Consider the following 21,295-nt stretch of genomic DNA (forward strand, 5'->3'; position numbering starts at 1 on the left):
CCTCAATGTCTTGCTTAGGAATTTCACTGATTAGTTTTTAACTTGAAGTCGCACATTAAAGGACAGCATCATGAAAAAATTAATCGTATTAACAGCCTCTTTATCTTTAGGTTTTGGTTCATCAGCATTAGCAGAAAGCAGCTATATGCCAGAGTACTTAGAAGAAGGTTTGGTCAAAATTTGCAAAACAGCAGCGCTAGATAAGCGCTTGCAAATGTCAAAAGAAATAAGATCGTTACGTTTGAAAACACGGGTCGTGGCACTTAATGTGGTGTGCAATGGCCAAGATATTATTAGCTTTGCTGAGCAGTATGGCGCAGTGAAAACGACAGCCAAATTATCGAATAGCATAGGTAGTGTTCAAGTGACTGACTTAGCGAGTATTACTGGCTATAAATACGATGTTAATTTCGAGTTTTAAAAATAGGTAAATAGACCATTAAAAAAGCGAGCTATTGAAGATCACTTCATCAGCTCGCTTGTTATTTTTTAGTAAATTTGAGTTAACTAGAGCTAAGTAACGCCTTTATTTCAGCCAAATCGACAAGCTTTTCATCCACTTTTAAATAGGCAACTGCTTCACTTTGTACCAATGTTGCTTCGATAACACCTGGCATAGTACTTAGCTTTTGGGCAATAACATCAGCTTGTTCTTCGTCTGCAATGTTTGTAGCAAAACTAAAACTTTTTGACTTTTTAAGTGGTTGCATACCTAGCGTTACTATCAGCCAAGCTAAACTTAGTACCGCCATCACTAAAAATATCGCTTTTTCACCAAAGTTAGCCGCAATTGCACCACCAACTAAACCGCCAGCAAATGCACCTAAAAACTGACTACTGGAAAATATCCCCATCACACTGCCTTTCACGCCAGCAGGTGCAATACGAGATAAAATAGAAGGCATGGTCGCTTCTAAATAATTAAACGCAGTAAAGAACATTACCATTAAAATAACTAAGGCGACAAAGCTACTTGGCAACAACCACAACAACACTAGCGCAACGGTTAACAGCGCAACCGCGGCGGTAAACATTTGTGTTTCTTTTTCTTTTTTAATGCCAATGATCATAAATGGCACCATTAAAAAGAACGACCCCAATAAGGTGGGTAAATAGAGTTGCCAATGACTATCTAGCGCCAAACCACTTTCTACAAACTGTTTTGGCAAGGTTACAAAACAAGCGGTTAACGCCATATGTAAAATAAATACGCCCCAATTTAAGCGTGATAATTGCGGATGACGAATTAAGCCACTAAGTTGCTCAGGCAAGGCAACATTATCACCACGTGGTGCTTTATTTACTGAGTGTGGCACCATAAATTGAATCAATAACATCGCAAACACGGTTAAAATAGCGATCACCCAAAACAAGCCACTTAAACCAAAGGCCTCAGCAACAATAGGACCTAACACCATAGCAACAGTGAACGATAAGCCGATAAACATACCAATGGTTGCCATCACTTTCGGGCGTTGTTCTTCACGACTTAAATCAGCGGCCAATGCTAAAATAGCACTGGCAATTGCGCCCATGCCTTGTAAAGCGCGACCAAATACTACGCCATAAATGGTTTCCGACATGGCCGCAACAATACTACCTATTAGAAAGACCACCAGTCCCGCTAAAATCACCGGTTTACGACCAAATTTATCCGATAAAATCCCCATAGGTATTTGCAATAATGCTTGGGTCAAACCATACGCACCAATGGCTAAACCTAACCAAATCGGGCTGTAACCAGTGAGCTCTTGTCCATAAATAGCGAACACTGGCAAAATCATAAACAAGCCGAGCATGCGTAAGCCAAAAACTGACGCTAACGAAAAGGCCGCTTTTTTCTCAATTGAATTTAAACCCGTAGTACTCATAAATGTTGTTATAAACCTGAAATGAAGATAATTAATGGCCAATTACGCAGTTTGGCTCGAATAAAAAACGCGTTATCTTACCATGCTCTTTGATGCAATAAAAATAGTGTTTCAGGGTGAAATCTGGCTCAATTTTGTGCGATAATGGTCGATTCCTTGATTATGTATAGTCGTAAAACTTTTATGAGAAATATTGAAGTTCGGGGTGCACGAACCCACAACCTGAAAAACATCAGCTTAGATATACCGCGCGATAAGCTTATTGTAATTACAGGGCTTTCTGGTTCAGGTAAATCATCATTAGCATTTGATACGCTTTATGCCGAAGGACAACGTCGTTACGTTGAGTCACTTTCTGCCTACGCTCGCCAATTTTTATCATTAATGGAAAAACCCGACGTTGACCATATTGAAGGTTTGTCGCCAGCAATTTCGATTGAGCAAAAATCAACATCTCATAATCCGCGCTCAACCGTTGGTACCATTACCGAAATTTACGATTATTTAAGACTGTTATACGCACGTGTTGGCGAACCGCGCTGTCCGACGCATCATCAGCCATTAGCAGCACAAACCATTTCACAAATGGTCGATAAAGTACTCGCACTTGAAGAAGGCACCAAAGTGATGGTGTTAGCACCAGTGCTGCAAGACAGAAAAGGTGAACATGTTAAGTTATTAGACAACTTAGCCGCACAAGGTTTTATTCGCGCCAGAATTGACGGTGAAGTATGCGACCTTTCCGATCCACCCACCTTAGAATTACATAAAAAACACACCATTGAAGTGGTGGTTGACCGTTTGAAAGTACGTGAAGATATTCAGCTGCGTTTAACTGAATCGTTCGAAACGACCTTAGGTTTAACCGCAGGCACCGCAAAAGTTGCTTTTATGGACGAACCTGATCGCGAGGAGTTACTCTTTTCTGCCAACTTTGCTTGTCCACATTGTGGTTATAGCATGCAAGAATTAGAGCCGCGCTTATTTTCATTTAATAACCCAGCCGGTGCTTGTCAAACCTGTGATGGTTTAGGTAATCAACAATTTTTTGACCCAACTCGGGTGATCTCTAACCCAGAATTAAGTTTATCGGGTGGCGCAATTCGCGGCTGGGACAAACGTAATTTTTATTATTTTCAAATGCTACAAGCGTTAGCTGATCACTACGGTTTTGCTTTAGACGTGCCTTATGAGTCTCTACCTCAAGACATGCAAAAGCTGGTGTTATACGGCAGCGGCAAACAAGAAATTGAATTTAAATACATGAACGATCGCGGCGATGTTGTCATTCGCAAGCACCCGTTTGAAGGTATTATCAATAACATGAACCGCCGCTATAAAGAAACAGAGTCAAACGCGGTACGTGAAGAGCTCAGTAAATACCTGAACAGCCAGCATTGTCCTGACTGCAACGGCTCACGTTTACGTCTTGAAGCGCGTAATGTTTTTATTGATGATACGCCGCTACCAACGGTTGCCGAATTTGCCATTGCTGATGCACTCGCCTTTTTCCAAGGATTAGACTTACAGGGCCAGAAAGGGCAAATTGCCGAAAAAATTCTAAAAGAAATTAATGACCGTTTAGGCTTTTTGGTCAACGTTGGTTTAAATTATTTAAACCTCTCGCGCAGCGCCGATACTTTATCGGGCGGTGAAGCTCAGCGTATTCGATTAGCCAGCCAAATTGGTGCAGGTTTAGTTGGCGTTATGTACGTACTTGATGAACCGTCTATTGGTTTACATCAACGCGATAACGAACGCTTATTAAAAACCCTGATCCACCTACGCGATTTAGGCAATACCGTGATCGTAGTGGAACATGATGAAGACGCGATTCGCGCCGCCGATTATGTCATTGATATTGGCCCAGGCGCAGGTGTGCATGGCGGTCAAATTATCGCAGAAGGCACAGTTGATGACATTCTTGCCAGCAACGACTCATTAACGGGTAAGTATTTATCAGGCGCAGAAGCCATTGAGCTGCCTAAAACCCGTACCCCGTTTGATAAAGACAATGTCGTTGAACTAAAAGGCGCCAGTGGTAATAACCTTAAAGATGTTGATTTGGTGATTCCAAACGGTTTAATGACCTGTATTACTGGCGTATCAGGCTCGGGGAAATCAACTTTAATTAACGATACGCTTTATAAGCTTGCTCATACCGAATTAAACGGTGCAACCACGCAAGAGCCAGCACCGTATAAATCAATTACCGGTTTAGAATTACTTGATAAAGTGATTGATATTGACCAAAGCCCAATTGGTCGTACGCCACGTTCAAACCCAGCTACCTATACCGGTATTTTCACTGCAGTGCGTGAAATTTTTGCCGGAACCCAAGAAGCACGTTCACGGGGTTATAAGCCGGGTCGTTTTAGCTTTAACGTTAAAGGCGGTCGCTGTGAAGCTTGTCAGGGCGATGGCGTGATCAAAGTCGAAATGCACTTTTTACCTGATGTATACGTGCCGTGTGATGTGTGTCAAAGCAAACGTTATAACCGCGAAACCTTAGAAGTAAAATACAAAGGCAAGAGCATTCATGAAGTGCTTGATATGACCATAGAAGACGCCTTTGAGTTCTTCTCAGCCATTCCTGCGGTTAAACGTAAATTGCAAACCTTGATGGATGTCGGGTTAAGCTATATCAAGCTTGGCCAGTCGGCAACCACCCTCTCGGGCGGTGAAGCGCAGCGCGTCAAGTTATCAAAAGAGTTGTCGAAACGCGATACCGGTAAAACCTTATACATACTGGATGAACCAACCACAGGTTTGCATTTTCACGACATTAAACAATTACTGCAAGTAATTCACCGCTTGCGTGATCACGGCAATACTATCGTGGTGATTGAGCACAACTTAGATGTCGTAAAAACCGCTGACTGGATTGTAGACCTTGGTCCTGAAGGTGGCTCAGGTGGTGGTGAAATTTTAGTGACCGGCACACCAGAACAAGTAGCTGAGCATAAAAATTCTCACACCGCACACTTTTTAAAACCACTGTTGAGTTAAAAGCAGGAAGCTTAAAGCTGCAAGTTGAAAGTGGAAAGTGGAAAGTGGAAAGTGGAAAGTTAAAAGCTGCAAGTGGTAAATTAAAAGTTAAAAGCGTATAGGAGATAATCAATGGAAGTTAACGACAGTCAACGGCTTACTTTTGAATTAGTGACCGAGAAAGATACGCTTTTACTTCATCAACTCGATCAAGATCCAGAAGTGATGCGCTACCTTAATGGTGGTAAGCCAAGCAGCATGGCAACCATAGTGGATGCGTTTATGCCACGGGTTGCCGCCTATACCAAGCCCAGTAAAGGTTGGGGGTTATGGAAAGTCACCATCAAAGCGAGCAATAGCTTTATCGGCTGGATTTTAGTTCGGCCAATGGAGTTTTTCTCTGATCATCCTGAATTTGATAATTTAGAACTTGGTTGGCGCTTTATGCAAAGCTCATGGGGCAAAGGTTATGCCAGTGAAGCCGCCATTGCCGTGCGTGATGCATTAATAAAACACGGTAATATTTCTGCTCTTTCTGCAACCGCCATAGATGAGAATACCGGCTCAATTGCCATCATGAAAAAACTCGGTATGACCTATCTTAAAACCTTCCCTTTTCAAGCACCTCATGGCGAAGTAACCGCAGTTTATTATCAATTGCGCCTGTAATAAATTAAGCAAGTGCAGTCATCAACGTTAGCGATAGCGCAAAAGACAAATACAGCGCCATAAAAAATTCAAATAAAGAAATAAACGATAAAAATAAAACTAAAGCCAAAACCAAACCAAACGTTAGGGATAAACCATGGAGCACACTTTTTTGAGTCATGCCATTTTAAACACAACAACTTTACATAAAGCCCTGCTAAACAAAGTCATTAACGCTTTTTACCCGTTAACTATTGCAGCAATACTGCTGACACTACCCGCATGTAGTTCAATTGAAGAACAAACGCAGAATCATGTTCTGAGCAATCAGCCACGCCAGCAGCAAAACCTGCTCATTGGTGCTTTTAACAATGCAGGCGAAGCTGGGCTTTTTCAACTGACCTTTTCCCCTAAACAAGCGACACTGACCAAAGCAAGTCAAGCAATTGAAGCGCCTAATCCGGTCTACCTTGCTACCCAAAATAAGCATCAAGATTTTTTTACTGTAGTAGGTAAAAAATCAGGTGGCCTAGCGCATTATCAATTTAACCCTAACAAGCAAAGCTTTGAACTTAAAAGTCAATTAACCAATATTAATCAAGGGGCTTGTCATATCGCCATGCACCCAAACATTAACCAAGTTGCGGTGGCAGATTATGCCACTGGCGAAGTTTCGCTATTTGCCGTGAATGAACAGGGCAATAAAAAACAATTGAGCTTGCTAGATAAATACACAAATCAAGGAAAAAGCATTACCAAAAGGCAGCAAGGTCCACATTCACACTATGTGCAGTGGGATCGCACCGGCAAATTTTTATATGCCGTCGACTTAGGCACAGATGAAGTTTTATTGTTTAACAACAGTGCTGAAAATCATTTAGCTGATAAAAAAGTTGCTGCTAAGTTAAGCGCTGGTGATGGACCACGGCATATGGTTTTCCACCCAAATATGCCAGTAGTTTATGTGATTAATGAATTATCAAATGTGGTCGCGGTTTACCAACAAAATGAACAAACAGGCTTGCTAAGCTTAATGCAACGAGTGAGTGCGTTAACACTTCAGGTGAAAGAAGAACAAGCAACAGCAAATTTTGCTTCAGCAATTAAAATATCTAACGACGCACGTTTTATTTATGCAGCTATTCGCGGTATTAATAAAATAGCAGTATTTGGCGTCGCTAAAAATGGTGAGCTTGAACTGATTCAGCTGCAAAGCACATTAGGCAATTGGCCGCGAGATATCACCTTATCAGCTGAGCAAAATTATTTATTCATTGCCAATAAGCGCTCTAATGAGATCACCGTACTAAAACGCGATCAACAAAACGGCTTATTATCACCAACAACCATTAAAGCCAGCATCCCGCAACCGGCTTATATCGGACTATATTAACTTACAACTAAAACAATAGGTTAGCGCAAGAATGATGAGTGAATTAAATTCACTCATCGATGCAATTCTTCTCGTTTGTCAGCCCAAGTGAGCCGTTTTATTATGTACCTACACTTCATATCGTCCCCCGATCGAGTGCATTAATAACTGTTTTTTGGTTTAGGCATCTTAGGATGCCTTTTTTTTTGCCTATATTTTAATCGCTTATGTTTAGCAACTTATCACGCCATTCACCGCTTGTTGTTTTTAACAAAATAGGGAAAGCCCATTTCAATACGACATCAAGATTTATTTAACGGTATGCTTAACCTGTGGTTAACTTTACATGACTAACTCTACATGCCCGACACTATATGACTAACACTACGCTCAACAATACGGTTGAATTAAATTCATCCATCGATGCAATTCTTCTCGTTTGTCAGCCTAAGTGAGCCGTTTTATTATGTACCTACACTTCATATCGTCCCCCGATCGAGTGCATTAATAACTGTTTTTTGGTTTAGGCATCTTAGGATGCCTTTTTTTTTGCCTATATTTTAATCGCTTATTTTTAGCAACTTATCACGCTATTCACCGCTTGTTGTTCTTAACAAAATGGGGAAGCCCATTTCATTCCAACATCTAGATTTATTTAACGGTATGCTTAACCTGATGGTTAACTCTACATGCCCTGCACTACATGACTAATACTACGCTCAACAATACGATTGAATTAAATTCATCCATCGATGCAATTCTTCTCGTTTGTCAGCCCAAGTGAGCCGTTTTATTATGTACCTACACTTCATATCGTCCCCCGATCGAGTGCATTAATAACTGTTTTTTGGTTTAGGCATCTTAGGATGCCTTTTTTTTTGACTAAAATTTAAAAGCATTGCACCAATAAAGTGCACGCTCGCTTTTTATAAAATACAGTTATATTAAAAAACAATAACTTATAAAAAGGCACAATGGTTGCAGTTTTATATTAAAGATAGATACAACAATGAAAGTGACAAATTTTTATGCCGGTACAAACCCCCATTAGAGGATTACGATCGTTTTGCATTGCCGCAAAATGTTTAAGCTTTAAACATGCCGCGACACAGCTGTATATTACGCCTTCAGCAGTAAGCCATCAGATCAAACAGTTAGAAGACCAATTAGGAACGCAGCTATTTAAACGTTCTACTCGTGCGATAGAGCTAACGAGCGCCGGTAATCGTTTTTACAATATTATTAAACCAATCATTACTGAACTTGAAACTAGCATTGCTGACTTTACCGAAAGTGCAACGCAACAAACGATAACGGTAAGTTTGCCTGAGTTTTTTGCTAGTGAGCTTTTTGTACCTAAGCTAAGCGAATGGGCAGATATGCACCCTGATATTAATTTGCAGTTAGAAACGGTGAAATCAGGTTTATCGCAAGCAAAAGCGGCTGACTTATCAATAATTTTGGCAACGGGCAAACCAAACGCCAGCATAGTACATGAGCTATTTCCTGTACGTTATGTACCCGCGTGTAGCAAAAAGCTTTACAAAAAATGTGCCGGACGCGGCTTTGACATCCTCAAAGAATTACCGTTAATTTTGCACCAAGCTCGCCCTTGGTCATGGCATAAATGGGCTGATCAACAAGATATTGCTAACTTCGAACCGAAACAAATTATTCAGTTCGACAGCATGTTTGGTGTTGCTCGCGCTGCGCAACAAAGCATGGGGATCGCCTTAGTACCATTGCCTATCGCTAAAACATGGTTCCAAGAAACCTCCTTAGTCAAGCTTTTCGAACAAGAGTTGGTGACTAACGATCGTTACTTTTTAGTGCAGCATGCCGACATAAACGCGTCCAAAGAATTAACCTTATTTTCAGATTGGGTGAAAACTAATTTTCAAGATTTACGTTAAACGCTTCAAAAAGCAATTGCAGATATGGCTATCTTTTTTAGTTATTACTGCGCTTTTTGTTTAGCTACTTGGCACGCTTTCAAGGAGGCTTGCTCTTGCATGTCTTTATTTAAAACTTGTTGCAAGTCTTCCATGCGCTGCTTTACGGCAATGCCATAACTTTGATCATCACCCCAAAGTTTTTCAAGTTCGTAGAGCGTTTCAACATCATGCTTGGCAAAAATATCGGCTGAGCGTTTTGCTGATGTTTCGGTATTGCCGAGTAAGGTTAGCGCTTCAATACCTAAGTTAAGCGCAGAATCAAAAGTTTCTCTGCGAAACTCCGTTACTCCTAGTTGCACCAACTGGTAAGCATGACGCCGGTCGATAGCGCGAGCAACAATTTTTAATTTAGGGTAGTGCTTGTGTGCGAGTTCAACCATTTCAATAATTTTATCGCCATCATCAATGGCGATCACTAATAATTCCGCCTGCTCTGCACCTGCTGCGTGTAATAAATCTAAACGGGCGGCATCACCATAAAACACTTTATTACCAAATTTTCGTAATAATTCAATTTGGCTTGGGCTATGGTCAAGAATCGATAAATGATAGCCTTGGGCCGTTAATAAACGACCAATAATTTGGCCAAAACGACCGTAACCGGCGACGATGACATTTTTCGCTGCTTCCATATCTTCAATATTGTCGTATTCTTGTTCAGTCTGGCATTGAGCGGTGAAAACTTTGTCGTATAAAATCAATAAAAGTGGTGCTAATAGCATAGAAATAGCAACAATTAAGGTGATTAGCTTACTTTGCTCTGGGGTGAGTATTTGCAAACTCCCCGTTAAAGAAAGCAATACAAAAGCAAATTCGCCCCCTTGAGCAAGCGCTAGGGTGAAGAGTAATTTTTGATTACGGCTCATCTTAAAGAGCAGCGATAAACCATAAAGTACAAGCGCCTTAATCACAATTAAGGCCACCACCAAAAGCACGACGACACTGAATTTTTCAGCTAATAAGGGAAAATCAATCGACGCACCAACGGTGATAAAAAATAAGCCCAGTAACAAGCCTTTAAAAGGTTCAATATCGGCTTCAAGTTCATGGCGAAATTCACTTTCAGCTAATACCACGCCAGCAAGAAAAGTTCCTAACGCCGGAGAAAGGCCAATGGTTTGCATAATAACGGCAATTGAGATCACCAAAAAAAGTGCAAATAGGGTGAAAAGCTCGCGCAAGCGCGTTTCGGCAATGTAACGAAATAGCGGCGCAGAAATGTATTTTCCGGCAAAAACAATTGCCGCAATTACCCCTAATGAAATAAGCACCTGAATAAAAGCCGGATAATGGGCAATAACATTGCCGTGTTCGCTCACACCAGCACTCACCTCAGTAAAGGCGAGCAAAGGCAATAAGGCTAAAATAGGAATGACGGCAATATCTTGAAAAAGTAAAACGGAAAAGGCATTTTGCCCAGCCTCTTGGTTAGTCCAGCCTTTTTCAGCTAAGGTTTGCAAAACAATGGCGGTGGAAGACAGTGCCAACATTAAGCCAATCGCAATAGATGTTTGCCAACGCATGGCTAACAGCCAATAACAGCAGGCAGAAAAAACTAAGGTGGTTAATACCACTTGCAAGCCGCCCAAACCGACGATCGAGTGTCTTAGTTTCCACAAGCGTGAAGGTTGTAATTCTAAGCCCACCAGAAATAACATCATCACCACACCAAATTCGGCAAAGTGCATCACATCGGTTTGATCGCCGACTAAAGCTAATACAAATGGACCGATTAAAATCCCCGCTAGTAAGTAGCCGAGTACGGAACCAAGCCCCAAACGTTTAGCAATAGGAACAGCAACAATCGCTGCGGCTAAATATATGACTGCCATTTCTAACATAAGGTGCCTTTTTACGTAAATTTTTAAGCTATGAAGATATTAAAGTATAGATTGATTCTGCTAATTGTTATCAAGGTCACCTCGTTAGCGTTAACTTTACCAGTTAATTACCTGCTGATAAAAACAGCTTTTTGGCAATTTTATAGGCGCATGAATGACTTAGCGGTAAAAAGCTTTCAGGCATGTTAATTTCATCTAATTACAGAATTTAATAGTGTTTCAGTTTTGTTTGAGCAGGCTATAAAGCCGAGCAACCCTGCTATACTTGATGCAAGATTATTAAAAAAGAGAAGTACCTATGAAACATTTAGTTCTTGGCAGCTTATGCCTATTTTTAACCGCTTGTGGTAGTGATAACGACAGCTCATCAACCGAGCCACCTGCCCCAACCACCGCGTTAGTCTCATTTTCTATTTCTGACGCGCCGGTTGATTTTGCTGAGTCAGTAAATGTTACTTATAGCTCAATCACCTTAAAAAGCGATGGTGATAACGAAGATGACGACTCAGGCCTTACCATTCCCATTTTAGACGAAAACGGTAACCCAACCACTATCACCATTAACTTACTTGATTACCAAAACGGTGATGAAAAGTTAATTATCAGCGATACCGAAATCGCCATTGGTGAGTACAGCAATTTGATTTTAAATACCTCTGGTTGTCCGCAAAACCAAAACGGCAGCACAGACTCGTGTTGGGTAGAAGATGATGAAGGCATTAAGCCGCTAAAAACCCCAAGCAATAAATTAAAACTGGGCGCTTTTTCCGTTTCTAGCGAAGCCGTTCAAGCCTATACCATTGAATTTAATTTACGCTCGTCTTTAGTAGAAACCGCCGGTGGCGCAAGTTATAACTTAAAACCGCATGGCGTACGTGTAGTTGACAGTGAATCGGTTGGCTCAATTGCTGGCATGGTAGATGTTAACTTACTTAATGTTGGCGAAAATTGTGCTACGGTTTATGAGGACAATACCGACCACGGCAAAGTAGTTTATCTATATGCAGGCACCATAGCCGAAGGCGATATTATGGGTGATGAGTTTGACCCAGACACCGCGCAAGAGCCAATTGCTGATAATGTAGTGATGCCATTTGCCTCTGACACTTTAGTTTATAATGACGAGCTTGAGCTTGCTATGTATACCTACCACTTTGCCCACTTACCGCCAAATACCTATACGGTTGCATTTTCATGTAGCGCCGTAGGTGATGACTCGGTTGAATATAATGAAATTACTATTGCTGACCCTGCTGAGCAAGTACACCAAGTTGTTGTTGCTGAAGCGCAAGATGTAATTCAAAACTTTACCGAAACCTTCTAAACGGGTTTCTCGCTAGTTTTTATCTTACAAGGGCTACAATGGTAGCCCTTTTTTATGCCTGTAACTGTTCTCATACAATTTGCTAGTATCTTTAAAAATCAAAGGGTAAGATAAAGCACCGCTCATAAAAACAATAACAATATGCAAAGTTCTCCCGTTAGCTCTTCTCTTAAAATGTCATGGCAAAATGCCTTTATTTACTGCTTAGCTTTTTCTAGTGGTTTTATCATTATGGGCATTGAGCTGCTTGGTGGTCGTATTTTAGCGCCCTATTTTGGCAGTAGCGTGCACATTTGGGGCAGCATTATTACCGTGTTTATGCTCAGCCTTTCGTTGGGCTATTTATTTGGTGGTAAGTTATCAACTCGTGCGCCCAATTTAGGAAAATACGGCATTATTTTCATCCTTGCAGGATTAACCGTTTTACCTGTGGCCTTAAGCGCCGCGCCGATCATGGAAGTCATTTTCACCGCTATTGAAGATACCCGTTACGGCTCTTTGCTTGCTGCCATGGCGTTATTTTTTATTCCAACGGTTATTTTGGGCATGATTTCCCCCTATTCAGTTCGCTTGTTAGTTACCGATAAAAACAGCAGCGGTCAAACAGCTGGCAAGCTCTATTTCGTATCAACCTTAGGCAGCGCACTGGGTACCATTATCACCTCTTTTTATTTTGTATTATGGTTTGAAGTGAACAATATTATTATCTCGTTAAGTTCAATTCTTATGCTGCTTGGTTGTTGCGCTATCGCCCTAAACTACACTTGTCATACAGCCATAGAGGACTAAATATGTTACCGAAAATAAAATGGTTAGTATTGGCGATTAGTTTCATTGGCATATCATCATACGCCGAAATTATTCATAGTGAGCGCTCACTTTATCGCAATATTATTGTCGAAGACAAAGGCGATTTGCGCTGTTTAAAGTTCAACGAACGCAGTCAAAAAAGTCACCAAAGCTGTATGTTAAAAAGCCAGCCCGACAAACTAGTGTTTAATTACACCAAATTGCTAACGTCGAGTTTATTATTAATTGACCAGCCAAAAAGTGTGCTTATTATTGGTTTAGGCGGCGGCACTATGTCGAACATGCTCCATCAACTTTACCCTAATGCGCGCATTGATAATGTTGAAATAGACCCTGCGGTGATCAAAGTGGCTCGTGAGTACTTTGGCTTTTTCGAAAATCAACACATTAATACGTATGCTAAAGACGGTCGTATATTTGTTAAACGCGCTAAGTTAAAAAAACAAAGCTACGATTTAATCATTCTCGACGCTTACAACGGTGACTATATTCCCGAGCATTTAATGACCGCGGAGTTTTTACAAGAAAGTAAAAGCTTATTAAGCGAGCAAGGTGTATTAGCTGCTAATACATTTTCGATTAGCAAATTGTATGCGCACGAGTCTGCGACTTATCAATCGGTCTTTGGTTATTTTTATAACGTGAAAAAAGAAAATAATGGCAATCGCATTATTTTAGCGCAGAAAAATTATCAAACCACGCCGGAAATACTTCGCCAGCGCACCTTAAATTTGGCAGACAAACTTGAACGCTATGATGTCGATATCGATGAATTAAGTCAGTTACTACAATCGACACAAGATCAACAAGATTGGCCTGCACACAGCAAAGTGCTAACAGATCAGTTCTCGCCAGCAAACTTGTTAAATCTTGATTAAGCATTACCACTATTAACAGATGCGAAAATGAGTGCAGCTGGGCTTTTATCGCCGCGTAATGGGTTTAAATAGCCCCACTTAACATGCTCTGCCAAGACAAGGTTTGATATAGGTTTAGTTTCTTTAGCAGCTAAAAGTGTCGACAATAAAGCACTTGAAAGTAAAACTAGTGGAATAGCAGTTTTCAAAAACACAAATATTTCCTTAATCGCATCGAATTTAAGCAGTGTTATTGAAAATAGCCTAAGTATAAATGTGTTAAAAGCAAAAACACTTTTTAGAATTAATTAACAATACCGCTGTACTCCTTATTTACTATAGCCTAGAGAAAAGTAATACCAGCAACTTAAATAGACAGTTCAGGTTGTTTTTGAAAAGAAACAGTTACTCATTCCTTCGATAAAAATTCACTTTTCATTGTAACACTGCATAAATGTTAGCCAAAAGTCTAATAGCAATATTTGTCGACAGTTCTACAATCTAGTATAGATAATTTGCCCATTAAGAGTAAAAACAATGAAATATGTCGACAACTATCAAGCATCTAAACAATCTCCTGCTGACTATTGGCGTGAACAAGCACTTAAGTTACCTTGGTTTAAGCAACCTTCTCAGATCTTGTCGACCAATGAACAAGGCAGTTACGACTGGTTTAGTGACGGCCAATTAAATACCAGTTATATCGCCTTAGATTACCAAATTGAACAAGGCCGCGGTGAACAAGCCGCGTTAATATACGACTCACCGGTCACTGGGCAGAAAAAAACCTACACCTTTAATGAGCTATGCCATGAAGTGGCTAAGTTTGCCGATGTATTGCAAAAGAAAGGGGTTAGCAAAGGTGACCGCGTTTTAATTTATATGCCGATGATCCCAGAAGCAGCAATCGCCATGCTTGCCTGTGCCCGACTTGGCGCCATTCACTCAGTTGTTTTTGGTGGTTTTGCTCCACATGAATTGGCTATACGTATTAATGATGCCACACCAAAAGTTATCGTAACGGCTAGCTGCGGTATTGAAATCAACAAAGTATTGCAATACAAACCTTTGGTCGATAAAGCCATTGAACAGTGTAAGGCCAAACCCAGTACCTGTATTGTTTTTCAACGTGAACAAGTACTCGCAGAACTTGTTGAGGGACGTGACTTTTCATGGCAAGAACTTATTCAAGATGCCACGCCAATTCCGCCAGTACCCGTACAGGCAACTGATCCGCTTTATATCTTATATACATCGGGTACCACAGGTACGCCAAAAGGGGTTGTGCGTGACAATGGCGGCCATGCGGTAGCAATGACCTACAGCATGAAAACGGTTTATGGTATGGAAGCTGGCGATGTCTTTTGGGCGGCTTCAGATGTGGGTTGGGTGGTCGGCCATTCTTACATTGTTTACGCACCGTTAATGGCAGGTTGTACCACCATTTTATATGAAGGAAAACCGGTGAGAACACCTGATGCTGGCGCATTTTGGCGAGTATGTAGCGAGCACAATGTTAAAGCGCTATTTACTGCGCCAACCGCATTTCGCGCAGTATGCAAAGAAGACCCAGAAGCTGAGCTGATCAAAAACTATGACTTGTCATGTTTAGAGCGCTTGTATTTAGCCGGTGAACGACTAGACCCTGCCACTTACAATTGGCTAAAAGATAAAACCTCATTACCGGTTATTGATCACTGGTGGCAAACCGAAACCGGTTGGGCAATTGCAGGCAACCCTGTTGGCATCGAATTTTTAGCAACCAAAGCCGGTTCCGCAGGCGTACCAATTCCTGGCTACCAAGTAGAAATTCTTGATGGCCAAGGCAATCAAGTACCCGCAGGTGAAGAAGGCTGTATTGCCGTAAAACTGCCATTACCTCCTGGGTGTTTACAAACTATTTGGCAAAATCCAGACCGTTTTAAAGCGGGCTATTTAAATACCTATCCAGGTTATTACATTACCGGTGACGGCGGTTACATTGATGAAGAAGGTTACCTCTATATTATGGGGAGAACCGACGACATTATTAATGTTGCCGGCCATAGAATGTCGACCGGTGAAATGGAAGAAGTATTGTCATCTCACGACGCAGTAGCAGAATGTGCGGTAATTGGTGTGCATTGCGAACTTAAAGGGCAGGTTCCTTTTGGTTTAGTGGTCACTAAAAATGGCATTAAACTGGGCGATGATGAATTAGTGACAAGTTTAAAAGGTACTGTTCGGGAAGAAATTGGCGCGATTGCGTCATTGAAAGAGGTATTGGTAGTTGAGCGCTTACCTAAAACCCGTTCAGGTAAAATACTGCGCAAAGTCATGCGACAAATGGTCGATGGGGAAGATTATCAAGTGCCATCAACCATAGACGATCCTGAGATCATTAATGAGCTATCAACCCGTTTTGCCCAGCTCAGTTAAGCTTTAACTCAGTTAAGCTTTAGTTCAGCCTAAGCAATTAATCTGAACTCAGGTTAATGGCTATGACTTAAACACAAGGCTTTACCCCAGCAAGCACAGTGAATTCCGACCAGTTATTCGTGCTTGCTGTTTTTTGCTCTTTCATTTGCTGCTTTAGTTTGCTGCTTTAATTTTCTGTTTAGTGAAAAATCTACACGGTTAACGCCATTAGTCGGCAAACATATTTTTAATTTCATCCCACAAACCAAGCGACTCATTAGCAAATAAATCAATCCCTAAAGCGGATTTAAAGACATACAACAATAATAAAATCAGCCCTAATAACATCAAACCAAAAATAAAGATTGCCAATAAGAACATGCCAAAAGCCATCACCCGCTCCGACGATGACAACTGTCTGCGATTAAGCCCAAAGAGGAAAACTAAATAAAAACTCCATGGCATAAAAGGCAAAACTAAGGTTGGTCTTACATCAATACTATGGCGACGCCACTGCGTTGCTTTTATCGCTTTTCGAAGTGCAGACTTTTGCGCCGTAGAAAAACTGTCAGCGTCGCGCTTATCCATACTTTGCAGTAAATTATTGACCGTTAAGCTCTCTTTCGCGTTGCCCTTGGAATTGCCAGAATTTATTGTTTTAACATCATTACGTCGAGCCATTGTCGTCCTACCATTGATAAAAGTTATAAGTGACAAATAAAGCACTTACCCTTATGACTATAGCAGTTACTCAATGAATCAAAGACTTGTATACGAAGCATTCGTAACACACCAATGACGTCAGTCCTTTTGTTTCACATGCTCAATAAAGGCTTTGCTCGCTTTCGAGAGGTAACAATTACTTTTCCACGCCAGCCCAAGTTTAAATTTTATTGCTGGCTGAAAAGGCACAATGGTTAAGTTTTTATCATGCTGAGCAATGCGGGCTAAACAAGTGGTTATGCCAACATTATTGGCAACCAGCGATTTTTGCAGTTCTATTAAATTCGTTTCCATACGCACATCTAACACTAACTTTTCTGATTTAGCATAACGACTTACCACTTCCCGCAAAAAATAGCCTTGATGAAAAAGCACTAAGGGTTGCTGACAAAATTGCGCTAATGACAGTTTTTGCTGTTGAGCCAAGACATGCTCACTTGCCATAGCTGCCACCACTTCTTCTTCAATAAGCGGCATATAACGCATATTTTCATGTTGCTGATCGCTGCGCACCAGCGCAAGGTCAAGCTCACCATTTAGCAACTTTTGCTCTAATGAAGCCGTGCCTTGGTCAATTAAATGAATGGTAATGTTGGGGTATTTTTGCTTAAAGCTCGATAACATTTGGGGAAAATAATACGAGCCCATCATTGCTGAAACGCCTAATGAAATACTGCCGCGGTGATGATCTTTAAGCTCTGACAATTCCAACTGCATTTGCGCAGCTTGTGCAAGCAAAGCTTTGGCGCGCTGATAAAGTAACTTGCCATCAGCGGTTAAATACGCTTTTTTTTCACTGCGATTAATTAACGTCAGCTCAAGCTCTTGTTCTAACTTTTTAATCGCAATAGTCAACGCAGGCTGAGCAATGCCAATTTTTTCAGCGGTTCGCGTAAAATTTCCTTCTTCTGCCAATTGGCAAAAATAGCCTAAACGCTTTAAATTCATCATCTTTTCACTTAAATAATCACATATATAAATTATATTAAAAGTATAGCTTTAATATATTATATTTATTATTTGTTTGGTACTAAAGTAGGTTTATTGAACACGCTATTTTGGAGCGCTACTAATGAGCCAATCTCTAACCCCATTTAATTGGCAAGACGCCATGTCACTAGAGCTACAGTTAAGTCAAGAAGAGCGGATGATCCGCGATACCGCACGCAATTACTGCCAAGAAAAGCTATTACCTCGTGTCTTAAATGCCAACCGCAATGAACATTTCGACCGAGAAATAATGACTGAATTAGGCGAACTAGGCTTATTAGGTTCAACCGTTTCAAGTGAATATGGCGGCAGTGAAGTTAATTATGTCAGTTACGGCTTAATTGCTCGAGAAGTTGAGCGCGTAGACAGCGGCTATCGCAGTGCGATGAGCGTGCAATCATCGTTAGTTATTCACCCGATATACACCTATGGCAGCGAACAGCAAAAACAAAAATATTTACCGAAACTGATCAGTGGTCAATGGGTTGGCTGTTTTGGTTTAACAGAGCCTGACTCTGGTAGCGATCCCGCGTCTTTAACGACCCGAGCCAAAAAAGTTGATGGCGGCTATCTGCTCACCGGCAATAAAATGTGGATCACCAACTCGCCAATTGCCGATGTTTTTGTGGTTTGGGCAAAGCTTGATGGCGTTATCCGCGGTTTTGTCCTTGAAAAAGGCATGGCAGGTTTATCCGCGCCTAAAATAGACGGAAAATTTTCACTGCGCGCTTCTATCACCGGCGAAATAGTCATGGACAATGTTTTTGTGCCTGAAGAAAATATCTTCCCAACAATTAAAGGCTTAGCTGGCCCATTTGGTTGTTTAAACAAAGCCCGTTATGGTATTTCATGGGGAAGCATCGGCGCTGCTGAATTTTGTTTTCACGCCGCGCGCAATTACACTTTGGACAGAAAGCAATTTAATCGCCCACTGGCAGCCAATCAATTAATTCAAAAGAAACTCGCCGACATGCAAACCGAAATTAGCCTTGGCCTGCAAAGCTGTTTGCAAATGGGCAGGTTAATGGATAACAACCAATGTCCGGTTGAACTAATTTCCTTATTAAAACGCAACAATTGCGGTAAAGCACTAGATATTGCCCGCGTCGCCCGAGATATGCATGGCGGTAATGGCATTAGTGATGAATTTGGCGTAATTCGCCATGTTATGAATCTAGAAGCGGTTAACACCTATGAAGGAACACACGATGTGCATGCCTTAATTCTTGGCCGTGCCATTACCGGTATTCAAGCATTCTGCTAAGCGTTTTTAGGAAATAATTATGCAAAATACTGGCGCATTACAGGGCATTAAAGTACTGGATTTAAGTCGAATATTGGCAGGGCCTTGGGCTTCACAATTACTGGCGGACATGGGCGCTCAAGTAATCAAAGTTGAGCAACCCAAAAAAGGCGATGATACCCGTTATTGGGGGCCTCCTTTTATTGAAAATTCTCAACCAGAACAGCCAGACTATGCCGCCTATTTTCATTGCGCCAATCGAAATAAACAATCAATCGCCGTTGATATTAAAACCAGCCAAGGGCAAGCGATTATTCACGCATTGGCGCGTAAAGCGGATGTGATCATTGAAAATTTTAAAGTTGGCGGGTTAAAGCAATATCAACTCGATTATGATTACATCAAAACCATTAATCCTCGATTAGTTTATTGTTCTATTACTGGCTTTGGTCAAACAGGGCCTTGGGCGCATAAAGCTGGATACGACGCGATGATCCAAGCCGAAGGCGGTTTGATGAGTCTAACTGGTGAGCCTAATGGCAGCCCTATAAAAGTAGGGGTTGCTGTGGTTGATGTTATGACAGGTTTATACGCCAGCAATGCGATATTGGCGGCATTATTTGCTCGCCAGCAACGTCAATTAGGTCAGTACATAGATATTGCACTGCTTGATGTACAGCTAGCAACATTAGCGAATCAAAGCATGAATTACTTAGCCAGCGGTAAAAACCCGCAGCGCTGCGGCAACGCACACCCCAATATTGTGCCCTACCAAAGTTTTGCTACGCAAGATGGCTCTATATTGCTGGCAATCGGAAACGATACTCAGTTTGAAAAATTTTGCCAACGCGCCCAATGTGCTGAATTAGCGCAAAACCCTAACTTTCAAACCAACAGCGCACGGGTAAAACATCGAAAAGCCCTAGTGCCATTGCTTGCTAGTATTATCGCCAAGCAAACCAGTCAATGGTGGTTAAATGCCTTAGAGCAAATATCCGTGCCAGTTGGTGCGATAAATTCAGTTGAACAAGTCTTTGCCCATGAGCAAATTAAACACAGGAAAATGCTTAAACATGTTAACGACCAAACTGGCAAAACGGTAGCAACCGTTGCTTGCCCAATTAACATGTCGGCCACACCACTAAGCTACCAAAGCGCCGCACCTAATTTAGGGCAACACAGCCAAGCACTATTAAAACAAGAACTCGCACTTGATGATGATGCTATCGAGCAACTATTTAAACAGGGAATAATTGGCTAAGAAGGTTTAACAATAGCAATTAAGAGTTAAGCGAGTACGCCATTTCGTAATCATCCATGACATAATTTTGGCCAATATCAACACATATCTCGCCGGTTTTAATAAAACCAAACTTCTCGTATGCGGCAATTGAGCCATGGTTATATTTATTCACAGTAAGGGTTATTTCAGTTAAAGCTAACTCGTTGCCAAGCTTCACTATAAACGCTAGCGCTTGTCGCCCTAACCCTTTACCGCGCATCGAGGCAAGCAAATAAAGCTTACTTAGAAAAAGTGCCTTAGCGCGCACTTGAACGGCAAAATAACCCACCGAATTGCCTTGATGTTGAATGACAAAATAGCGGTAATTCTCATCGTGAATTTGCTGAGCGATGATTTCTGTAGAATGAAAATGAGCAAGCATATAGTCAACTTGCTGTTGACCGATAATGGCAGTGTAGTGCTCGGGCCATATTTGTTGTGCTAGGGAAACAACGCTATTGATATCTTGATTTGAAACGGCGGGTTGAAACATAAATTATCCAAAAAGTACTAAATGTCGTGATTGTCTATTGTGTTACCGCTCAGGAATGAGCAGATAATTACACGTTGCCTAACCTTACCTTATCTACCGCCAACCTGACTAACTTTTTCTGTTTCAAGAATAAACAAAATACCCAGTTACACACCAGCAATAGCAGCATTAAAAGCCAAACTATCCACCTTTCGATTAATAATATAAATAACAATTAATTAGTAAGAAACCACAAACACTTAGATACCATAACATTACAATATTTGCACATAAGTAACATTATTAGACAGAAAAACCTTGACCTTTGCGGGAATTGTAATCACTATTTAAGCTATGGAATAAAATTTTGTAATCATGTTAATTAACGGTATTTCCAATATTGTCCTTTTAGTATGGTTAATAAAAACAACCATTACACATAATTAAAAATAATATTTACAATAACTTAACCTGAACAACGAGAAGGTTAACTATCAAAAACGACAAATAATGTAGTCACCG

At 41.0% G+C, this 21,295-nt stretch carries 17 protein-coding genes; 11 read left to right on the forward strand and 6 right to left on the reverse strand.

Annotation, left to right across the window (positions count from 1 at the left end; translation table 11 throughout):
* Window positions 1-70: 70 nt before the first annotated feature.
* Complete coding sequence (locus ACRRSQ_RS13960; RefSeq protein ID WP_440876366.1) at window positions 71-421, forward strand: DUF3718 domain-containing protein; 351 nt, start codon at window positions 71-73, stop codon at window positions 419-421.
* 82 nt (window positions 422-503) lie between these two features.
* Here the strand turns inward: ACRRSQ_RS13960 and ACRRSQ_RS13965 are convergent, their stop codons facing one another.
* Window positions 504-1,871 (reverse strand): MFS transporter, encoded by a 1,368-nt coding sequence (locus ACRRSQ_RS13965; RefSeq protein ID WP_440876367.1) that lies wholly within the window; start codon window positions 1,869-1,871, stop codon window positions 504-506.
* Window positions 1,872-2,054: 183 nt separating this feature from the next.
* Here ACRRSQ_RS13965 and uvrA point away from each other — a divergent pair, with 183 nt between their 5' ends.
* From uvrA to ACRRSQ_RS13985, 4 genes are all read left to right on the forward strand, one after another.
* Window positions 2,055-4,880, forward strand: a complete 2,826-nt coding sequence (uvrA, locus tag ACRRSQ_RS13970) for an excinuclease ABC subunit UvrA (protein WP_440876368.1) — start codon at window positions 2,055-2,057, stop codon at window positions 4,878-4,880.
* A gap of 111 nt (window positions 4,881-4,991) precedes the next feature.
* Window positions 4,992-5,528, forward strand: coding sequence for a GNAT family N-acetyltransferase (locus ACRRSQ_RS13975; RefSeq protein ID WP_440876369.1), 537 nt, complete (start codon window positions 4,992-4,994; stop codon window positions 5,526-5,528).
* A gap of 136 nt (window positions 5,529-5,664) precedes the next feature.
* Window positions 5,665-6,900, forward strand: a complete 1,236-nt coding sequence (locus tag ACRRSQ_RS13980) for a lactonase family protein (protein ID WP_440876370.1) — start codon at window positions 5,665-5,667, stop codon at window positions 6,898-6,900.
* A 1,007-nt stretch (window positions 6,901-7,907) separates the two neighbouring features.
* On the forward strand, window positions 7,908-8,792 hold the full coding sequence (locus tag ACRRSQ_RS13985; RefSeq protein ID WP_440876371.1) for a LysR family transcriptional regulator: 885 nt from the start codon (window positions 7,908-7,910) through the stop codon (window positions 8,790-8,792).
* Window positions 8,793-8,836: 44 nt separating this feature from the next.
* On the opposite strand, the gene ACRRSQ_RS13990 is transcribed toward ACRRSQ_RS13985, so the two are convergent.
* Window positions 8,837-10,675 carry a monovalent cation:proton antiporter-2 (CPA2) family protein gene (locus ACRRSQ_RS13990; RefSeq protein WP_440876372.1) on the reverse strand — a complete coding sequence of 613 codons (1,839 nt, stop codon included), beginning with the start codon at window positions 10,673-10,675 and terminating at the stop codon, window positions 8,837-8,839.
* A gap of 298 nt (window positions 10,676-10,973) precedes the next feature.
* On the opposite strand from ACRRSQ_RS13990, the gene ACRRSQ_RS13995 reads away from it, so the two are divergent.
* From ACRRSQ_RS13995 to ACRRSQ_RS14005, 3 genes are all read left to right on the forward strand, one after another.
* Window positions 10,974-11,999: a DUF4382 domain-containing protein gene (locus tag ACRRSQ_RS13995; RefSeq protein ID WP_440876373.1), complete on the forward strand. Its 1,026-nt coding sequence runs from the start codon at window positions 10,974-10,976 to the stop codon at window positions 11,997-11,999.
* A gap of 141 nt (window positions 12,000-12,140) precedes the next feature.
* Complete coding sequence (locus tag ACRRSQ_RS14000; RefSeq protein ID WP_440876374.1) at window positions 12,141-12,788, forward strand: fused MFS/spermidine synthase; 648 nt, start codon at window positions 12,141-12,143, stop codon at window positions 12,786-12,788.
* 2 nt (window positions 12,789-12,790) lie between these two features.
* Window positions 12,791-13,687 carry a spermidine synthase gene (locus ACRRSQ_RS14005; RefSeq protein ID WP_440876375.1) on the forward strand — a complete coding sequence of 299 codons (897 nt, stop codon included), beginning with the start codon at window positions 12,791-12,793 and terminating at the stop codon, window positions 13,685-13,687.
* Here ACRRSQ_RS14005 and ACRRSQ_RS14010 read toward each other — a convergent pair.
* Window positions 13,684-13,881 carry a hypothetical protein gene (locus ACRRSQ_RS14010; protein WP_440876376.1) on the reverse strand — a complete coding sequence of 66 codons (198 nt, stop codon included), beginning with the start codon at window positions 13,879-13,881 and terminating at the stop codon, window positions 13,684-13,686. The two genes, ACRRSQ_RS14005 and ACRRSQ_RS14010, sit on opposite strands and share 4 nt — an antisense overlap.
* Before the next feature lie 322 nt (window positions 13,882-14,203).
* Here ACRRSQ_RS14010 and ACRRSQ_RS14015 point away from each other — a divergent pair, with 322 nt between their 5' ends.
* Window positions 14,204-16,084, forward strand: coding sequence for a propionyl-CoA synthetase (locus ACRRSQ_RS14015; RefSeq protein ID WP_440876377.1), 1,881 nt, complete (start codon window positions 14,204-14,206; stop codon window positions 16,082-16,084).
* Between the two features lie 207 nt (window positions 16,085-16,291).
* Here the strand turns inward: ACRRSQ_RS14015 and ACRRSQ_RS14020 are convergent, their stop codons facing one another.
* Both ACRRSQ_RS14020 and ACRRSQ_RS14025 read right to left on the reverse strand, forming a co-directional pair.
* A complete protein-coding gene (locus ACRRSQ_RS14020; protein ID WP_440876378.1) occupies window positions 16,292-16,744 on the reverse strand; it encodes a hypothetical protein in 453 nt (150 codons plus the stop codon).
* A gap of 120 nt (window positions 16,745-16,864) precedes the next feature.
* Window positions 16,865-17,734: a LysR substrate-binding domain-containing protein gene (locus ACRRSQ_RS14025; RefSeq protein ID WP_440876395.1), complete on the reverse strand. Its 870-nt coding sequence runs from the start codon at window positions 17,732-17,734 to the stop codon at window positions 16,865-16,867.
* Window positions 17,735-17,858: 124 nt separating this feature from the next.
* Here ACRRSQ_RS14025 and ACRRSQ_RS14030 point away from each other — a divergent pair, with 124 nt between their 5' ends.
* Both ACRRSQ_RS14030 and ACRRSQ_RS14035 read left to right on the forward strand, forming a co-directional pair.
* Window positions 17,859-19,040 carry an acyl-CoA dehydrogenase gene (locus ACRRSQ_RS14030; RefSeq protein ID WP_440876379.1) on the forward strand — a complete coding sequence of 394 codons (1,182 nt, stop codon included), beginning with the start codon at window positions 17,859-17,861 and terminating at the stop codon, window positions 19,038-19,040.
* A 19-nt stretch (window positions 19,041-19,059) separates the two neighbouring features.
* On the forward strand, window positions 19,060-20,280 hold the full coding sequence (locus ACRRSQ_RS14035) for a CaiB/BaiF CoA transferase family protein (protein WP_440876380.1): 1,221 nt from the start codon (window positions 19,060-19,062) through the stop codon (window positions 20,278-20,280).
* 19 nt (window positions 20,281-20,299) lie between these two features.
* Here ACRRSQ_RS14035 and ACRRSQ_RS14040 read toward each other — a convergent pair whose 3' ends face one another.
* On the reverse strand, window positions 20,300-20,794 hold the full coding sequence (locus ACRRSQ_RS14040; RefSeq protein ID WP_440876381.1) for a GNAT family N-acetyltransferase: 495 nt from the start codon (window positions 20,792-20,794) through the stop codon (window positions 20,300-20,302).
* Window positions 20,795-21,295 lie beyond the last annotated feature (501 nt).

This window comes from Thalassotalea sp. PLHSN55 (assembly GCF_052030545.1).
In the GTDB taxonomy this organism is placed as follows: domain Bacteria; phylum Pseudomonadota; class Gammaproteobacteria; order Enterobacterales; family Alteromonadaceae; genus CANMXU01.

Bases quoted from the DNA above. Each gene is read 5' to 3' on its own strand.
- ACRRSQ_RS13960 (WP_440876366.1), top strand. From the start codon at position 71: ATGAAAAAATTAATCGTATTAACAGCCTCTTTATCTTTAGGTTTTGGT.
- ACRRSQ_RS13965 (WP_440876367.1), bottom strand. From the start codon at position 1,871: ATGAGTACTACGGGTTTAAATTCAATTGAGAAAAAAGCGGCCTTTTCG.
- uvrA (WP_440876368.1), top strand. From the start codon at position 2,055: ATGAGAAATATTGAAGTTCGGGGTGCACGAACCCACAACCTGAAAAAC.
- ACRRSQ_RS13975 (WP_440876369.1), top strand. From the start codon at position 4,992: ATGGAAGTTAACGACAGTCAACGGCTTACTTTTGAATTAGTGACCGAG.
- ACRRSQ_RS13980 (WP_440876370.1), top strand. From the start codon at position 5,665: ATGGAGCACACTTTTTTGAGTCATGCCATTTTAAACACAACAACTTTA.
- ACRRSQ_RS13985 (WP_440876371.1), top strand. From the start codon at position 7,908: ATGCCGGTACAAACCCCCATTAGAGGATTACGATCGTTTTGCATTGCC.
- ACRRSQ_RS13990 (WP_440876372.1), bottom strand. From the start codon at position 10,675: ATGTTAGAAATGGCAGTCATATATTTAGCCGCAGCGATTGTTGCTGTT.
- ACRRSQ_RS13995 (WP_440876373.1), top strand. From the start codon at position 10,974: ATGAAACATTTAGTTCTTGGCAGCTTATGCCTATTTTTAACCGCTTGT.
- ACRRSQ_RS14000 (WP_440876374.1), top strand. From the start codon at position 12,141: ATGCAAAGTTCTCCCGTTAGCTCTTCTCTTAAAATGTCATGGCAAAAT.
- ACRRSQ_RS14005 (WP_440876375.1), top strand. From the start codon at position 12,791: ATGTTACCGAAAATAAAATGGTTAGTATTGGCGATTAGTTTCATTGGC.
- ACRRSQ_RS14015 (WP_440876377.1), top strand. From the start codon at position 14,204: ATGAAATATGTCGACAACTATCAAGCATCTAAACAATCTCCTGCTGAC.
- ACRRSQ_RS14020 (WP_440876378.1), bottom strand. From the start codon at position 16,744: ATGGCTCGACGTAATGATGTTAAAACAATAAATTCTGGCAATTCCAAG.
- ACRRSQ_RS14025 (WP_440876395.1), bottom strand. From the start codon at position 17,734: ATGAATTTAAAGCGTTTAGGCTATTTTTGCCAATTGGCAGAAGAAGGA.
- ACRRSQ_RS14030 (WP_440876379.1), top strand. From the start codon at position 17,859: ATGAGCCAATCTCTAACCCCATTTAATTGGCAAGACGCCATGTCACTA.
- ACRRSQ_RS14035 (WP_440876380.1), top strand. From the start codon at position 19,060: ATGCAAAATACTGGCGCATTACAGGGCATTAAAGTACTGGATTTAAGT.
- ACRRSQ_RS14040 (WP_440876381.1), bottom strand. From the start codon at position 20,794: ATGTTTCAACCCGCCGTTTCAAATCAAGATATCAATAGCGTTGTTTCC.